This window comes from Kitasatospora sp. MBT63 (assembly GCF_000710465.2).
Lineage (GTDB): Bacteria > Actinomycetota > Actinomycetes > Streptomycetales > Streptomycetaceae > Kitasatospora.
The window spans coordinates 1-5736 of record NZ_JAIZ01000206.1; the positions used below are offsets into that span (position 1 = coordinate 1).

Sequence of the window (5736 nt, forward strand, 5' to 3'; positions counted from 1 at the left end):
CCGCCCCGGCCGCCGCCACCGCCGCCCCGCGGACCGCCCCCGAGGAGCGGGACGGCGCCCCGCCGGCCACCCCCGGCCGCCCCCGGCTGGCGCGGTCCGTGCTGCTCGGCTCGCTCGCGCTCGGCTGCGCCGTCGCGCTGATGGCGACCTCCGGCTGGCTGATCTCCCGGGCCTCCCAGATGCCGCCGGTGCTCTACCTGATGATGGCCGTCACCTCCGTCCGGGCCTTCGGCATCGGGCGCAGCGTCTTCCGGTACGCCGAGCGGCTGACGGCGCACGACACGGTGCTCAAGGCACTCGGCAGCGTACGGACCGCCGTCTACGCCCGCCTGGAGCGGCTGGCGCCCGCCGCACTGCCCGGCTACCGCCGGGGCGACCTGCTCGCCAGGCTGGTGTCCGACGTCGACGCTGTCCAGGACCACTACCTGCGCTGGCGGCTCCCGGCCGCCGTCGCGCTCACCGTCTCGCTGGCCGCCTCGGCCGCGCTGGCCGCCTTCCTGCCGGCCGCCGGAGTGCTGCTCGCCCTCGGACTGCTGCTGGCCGGCGCCGCCGTGCCGGCCCTCGCCACCCTGGCCGGCGGCCGGTCGGAACGTCAGCAGGCACCCGCCCGAGGCGAGTTGGCGGTCGCCGTGGTCGACACCCTGACCGGCACCGCCGAACTGACCGTGGCCGGCGCGCTGCCCGCCCGGCTCACCGCCGCCCGCCACGCCGACCGTACGCTCACCCGGCTCGCCGCCCGCTCCGCCGCCATCGGCGGGCTGTCGGCCGGGCTGACCGCGCTGGTCACCGGTCTGACCGTGACCGCCGCCGCGGCCGTCGGCGTGCACGCCGTGCGAACCGGCGCGCTCCCGGGCGTCTGCCTGGCACTGGTGGTGCTCACCCCGCTGGCCGCCTTCGAAGCGGTGGCGGGCATGCCGACCGCCGTGCTCCATCGCGAACGCAGCCGCGCCGCCCGGGCCCGGCTGGCCGAACTGGCGGACACCCCCGACCCGGTCACCGAGCCCGCAGACCCGCGGCCGCTGCCCGAGCAGCCGCTGCCGCTCGCCGTCCGGGGCCTCACCGCCCGCTGGCCCGGCCAGGAACGGGACGCGCTGCGCGGCCTCGACCTGGACCTCGCACCCGGCCGCCGGATCGCCGTGGTCGGCCCGTCCGGCTCCGGCAAGACCACCCTCGCCCACGTGCTGCTCCGCTTCCTGGACCAGCGGGCCGGGACCGTCACCCTCGGCGCGGGCCGTCCACAGGCTGTGGACAGCCGTTCGATCCCCGGTGACCTGGTCCGCCGCACCATCGGCCTGTGCGCCCAGGACGCCCACGTCTTCGACAGCTCGCTGCGCGAGAACCTCCGCCTCGCCCGACCCGGCGCCGACGAGGCCGAACTGCGGGCCGCCCTGGCCGCGGCCCGGCTGCTCGACTGGGTGGACACCCTCCCCAGGGGCCTGGACACCATGGTCGGCGAGCACGGCGCCCGGCTCTCCGGCGGCCAGTGCCAGCGCCTGGCGCTGGCCCGCGCGCTGCTCGCCGACTTCCCGGTGCTGATCCTGGACGAACCCGCCGAGCACCTGGACCTGCCCACCGCCGACGCCCTCACCGCCGACCTGCTCGCCGCCACCGCCGGCCGGACCACCCTGCTGATCACCCACCGGCTGGCCGGCCTGGACGACACCACCGTGGACGAGGTGCTGGTGCTGGCCGACGGCGCCGTGGTGGAGCGGGGCCGCTGGTCCGACCTGGCCGCCCGCCCCGACAGCCGCCTGAGCGCGATGCGCGCACGCGAGCAGCGCGCCGACACCCTGCTCACGGCGGTCTGACCGCACACCGCACGGACAGTGGACAGACCGCACAAAAGGGGCGCATCGCTCTAGGCTCGACCCATGGAGACCCAGCCGTCCGGCCACCCCGAGCAGCCCCCGGCGACAGCACGGCCCGCACCCCCGGCCCGACCCCGTCGGCCGGCCCGCCCCGAGCCGTCCGACCGGCCCGACCAGGCCCCGCACCGGGTACCCGAGATCGCCTCCCTCGGCCTGGACACCCTGGTCACCGAGGTCTCCGAACGCCTGCAGTCCGCCGCCGCCGTCACCGACCGGATGCAACGCCTGCTGGAGGCCGTCGTCTCCGTCGGAGCCGGCCTCGACCTGCACGCCACCCTGCACCGCATCGCCACCGGCGCCGCCGAACTGGTCGACGCCGAGTACGCCGCCCTCGGCGTGGTCTCCCCCCACGGCACCGGCCTGTCCGACTTCATCCACGTCGGCATCGACGACGCCACCGCCGCCGCCATCGGCGAACTCCCCTCCGGCCGCGGCATCCTCGGCGCCCTGATCGACAACCCCGAACCGCTGCGCCTGGCCGACCTCGGCCAGGACCCCCGCTCCACCGGCTTCCCCCCGCACCACCCGCCGATGACCTCCTTCCTCGGCGAGCCGATCCGGGTCCGCGAAGAGGTCTTCGGCAACCTCTACCTGACCGGCAAGAAAGGCGGCGCCGGCTTCACCCCCGAGGACGAACAGGTGGTCCACGCGCTGGCCGCCGCCGCCGGCGTCGCCATCGAGAACTCCCGCCTGTACGAGGACGGCCGCCGCCGCGAACGCTGGATCGCCGGCGCCGCCGCCGTCACCACCGCCCTGCTCTCCTCGGACGAGGCCAAGGTCGCCCTGACCGTCGCCGCCGAACAGGTCAGGGAACTCGCCGACGCCGCCGTCGGCATGATCCTGCTGCCCACCGTCGACGGCCGGATGCGGGTCGCCCACGCCTCCGGCGAGGTCGCCGAGTACCTCAACGGCGAGCTGATGCCACCGGGCAGCTTCGCCACCCACCTGATGGCGGGGGAGAGCGTCTTCCTCGACGACATGTCCTCCGACCCCGCCGTGGTGCTCCGCCTCGCCCGCCGCTTCGGACCCTCGATGGCCCTGCCCATGGTGTCCTCCGGCCGGGTGCTCGGCGGCCTGTGCGTCTGGCGGCAGCGCGGCTCGGCCCCGTTCACCGACGACGAGAAACAACTCGCCCAGACCTTCGCCTCCCAGGCCGCGCTCGCCCTGCGGCTCGCCGAGGGCCAGCTCGACAAACAGCGCCTGGCCGTCTTCCAGGACCGCGACCGGATCGCCCGCGACCTGCACGACCTCGTCATCCAACGGCTGTTCGCCACCGGCATGATGCTGGAGAGCGCCGCCCGCCGCGCCGTCGTCCCCGAGGTCAGGACCGGCATCGGCCGGGCCGTCGACGAACTCGACGCCACCATCCAGGAGGTGCGCACCACCATCTACGCCCTCCAGCACGGCGACGCCGACGACGAACCCGACACCCTGCGCACCCGCGTCCTGCGCGAGGGCAGCCAGGCCGCCGCCGTACTCGGTTTCAAACCGACCATCACCTTCACCGGCCCGCTGGAGAGCCTGGTCGGCGAGAAGACCTCACGCCAACTGCTCGCCGCCCTCCGGGAGATGCTCTCCAACACGGCCCGCCACGCCCGCGCCTCCCGGGTCGCCGTCGAGATCGACGCCACCGTCCACCTCGACGCCGAGGGCCACCCCGTACCGGGCGACCCGGAGTCCCTGGAACGGGCCGGCAAACCCGGCGTCCTGCTCACCGTCACCGACGACGGCATCGGCATCCCGGACGGCGGCCGCCGCAGCGGCCTGCGCAACCTCGCCCGCCGGGCCGAGGTCCTCGGCGGCGACGCCTGGCACGAGCCCGGCCCGCACGGCAAGGGCACCCGGGTCCGCTGGACCGCCCGCTACTGACCGGGCCCGCCACCCGCGGCCGCCCCACCCTCAGGGCAGCAGCGTCTCGATCACGGCCGCCACCCCGTCGTCGTCGTTGCCCACCGTGTGCCGCGCCACCGCCGCCAGCACCTGGGGATGCGCGTTGGCGACCGCGTACGCGCTGCCCGCCCAGGCGAGCATCTCCAGATCGTTCGGCATGTCACCGAAGGCCACCACCTCCGAGCGGTCGATGCCCTGCTCGGCACACCACCGCGCCAGCGTGCTCGCCTTGGTCACCCCCCGCGCGCTGATCTCCAGCAGCGCCACCGGACTCGACCGGGTGATCTCCGCCAGCGCACCCGCCACCACCCGCGCCCTGGCCAGGAACACGTCCGGGTCCAGCTCCGGATGCTTGGCCAGCAGCTTGAACAGCCCGCCCACCCGACCGTCGCCGAGCAATTCCTCGGCCGCGGCCACCGGATGGTCCTCGTCCGACCCCCACATCCGCAGCTCGTACCCCGGCTCCCGGGCGAAGCCACCCGGGTACTCGAACGCGAACGACGTCCCCGGCAGCTCGGCCCGCAGCGCCTCCACCACCGCCAGCGCGTCCGCCACCGCCAGCGGGAAGGTCTCCAGCAGCTCACCGCGCCGCACGTCCACCACCGCGCCGCCGTTCGAGCAGATCGCCACCCCGTGGCCGCCGATGTGCGAGCTGAGCTGCGCCATCCAGCGCGGCGGCCGGCCGGTCACGAACACCACCTGGACACCCGCCCGCTCGGCCCGGGCCAGCACCGCGGCCGTCCGCTCGGAGACGGCGCCGCTGGCGCACAGCAGGGTGCCGTCGAGGTCGGTGGCGATCAGGCGGGGGCGGGGGGAGGTGGTCACCGCTCCATCTTCGCTCACCTGCGCACCGGCCCGGGAGAGGCATGCCCTCCCGGGCCCGCGCCCCGGACCGTGCTCAGCCGGTCCGCAGGGTCAGCGCGGCGGTGTGCAGCGTCCCACCGGTCCGGAACTGCACGAACAGCCGCCAGTCACCGGCCGCCGGCAGCTCGGCGTGGAAGCGCAGCGACGGCCCGCCGCCGCCGTCCGCCGCCGCGCCCTCCGGGTGCAGGTGGGCGAAGGCCAGGTCGCCCGCGTGGAAGGCGGTCAGGTGCCCGAAGGTCCCCAGGTACGGCTGCAGGTCGGTGACCGGCTGCCCGTCCCTGGTCACGGTCAGGCCCAGCTCGCCGCCCTTCGGCGCGCCGCCGTCCACCGTGACGGTGTAGCCGTCCACGGTGGCGCTCCCGGCCGCCGCCGGCAGCGGGACGGGGCTCGCCGCGCCCGGTACGGTGACCTGCTCGCCGAGCACCAGCGCGCCGCCCTTCCCGGGGCCGCTGTCCGGCGTGAACGAGGCGTACAGCCGCCAGTCGCCCGCCGCGAGCGGCTCCAGCGCCGCGCGCCAGGTACCGTCCGGGCCGAGCTCCGGGTGCAGGTGCTGAAAACCGGTCAGGTCGGAGCGGATCGCGTAGAAGTGCAGCTGCTCGGTCTGCTCCGGCACGTACGCGGTGACCGGCGCGCCGTCCGGCCCGGTGATCCTGAACCGGTACTCCGAGCCGGCGAGCGCTCCCGCCAGCCGGTAGCCGTTCCGCTCCGCGGCCAGGCCGGACCCGGCGGCCGCACCGGCCGTCCCGGTCGTGTCGTGACCGGCCATGCCGTGACCTGCCATGTCGTGGCCGGCCGTGTCCTGCCCGGCGGTGGCGTGGCCGTGGTTGTGGCCCTGGTGCGGCGAGCCGGCCGGTGACGCGCAGGACGTCAGCGCGACGGCCAGCAGACCGGCCGCCGCCGCGGCGGACAGCGCACGGCGCAGTGGATCGGTGGTGGGGGTGGTCCTCACGGGTGTGTCTCCAAGGGTGGTACGGACAGGATGCCGATGACCGGATCCCGGACGGGTCCGGCCGCGCCCGTCACGTCCGCGAGACGCACACCCGCAGCAGCACCGCACGCCCCCGCGCCGGCGGCGCCCGGCACCCCGACACCGGCGCCGCCACCGGACCGGCGC

The 5736-nt window shown here is 75.9% G+C and carries 4 protein-coding genes; 2 read left to right on the top strand and 2 right to left on the bottom strand.

Translation table 11 applies throughout. The annotated features are described in order from the left end of the window. Positions 1–1808, top strand: a 1808-nt coding sequence (gene cydC, locus AA75_RS14405; protein ID WP_149038131.1) for a thiol reductant ABC exporter subunit CydC, incomplete at its 5' end; no start/stop codon positions are given. Positions 1809–1871: 63 nt separating this feature from the next. Further along, complete coding sequence (locus tag AA75_RS14410) at positions 1872–3737, top strand: GAF domain-containing sensor histidine kinase (RefSeq protein ID WP_233289022.1); 1866 nt, start codon at positions 1872–1874, stop codon at positions 3735–3737. Between the two features lie 30 nt (positions 3738–3767). On the opposite strand, the gene AA75_RS14415 is transcribed toward AA75_RS14410, so the two are convergent. After that, positions 3768–4583 (bottom strand): HAD family hydrolase, encoded by an 816-nt coding sequence (locus AA75_RS14415; protein ID WP_051812383.1) that lies wholly within the window; start codon positions 4581–4583, stop codon positions 3768–3770. Between the two features lie 73 nt (positions 4584–4656). Then, a complete protein-coding gene (locus AA75_RS14420; protein ID WP_033820390.1) occupies positions 4657–5571 on the bottom strand; it encodes a hypothetical protein in 915 nt (304 codons plus the stop codon). Between the last annotated feature and the right edge of the window lie 165 nt (positions 5572–5736).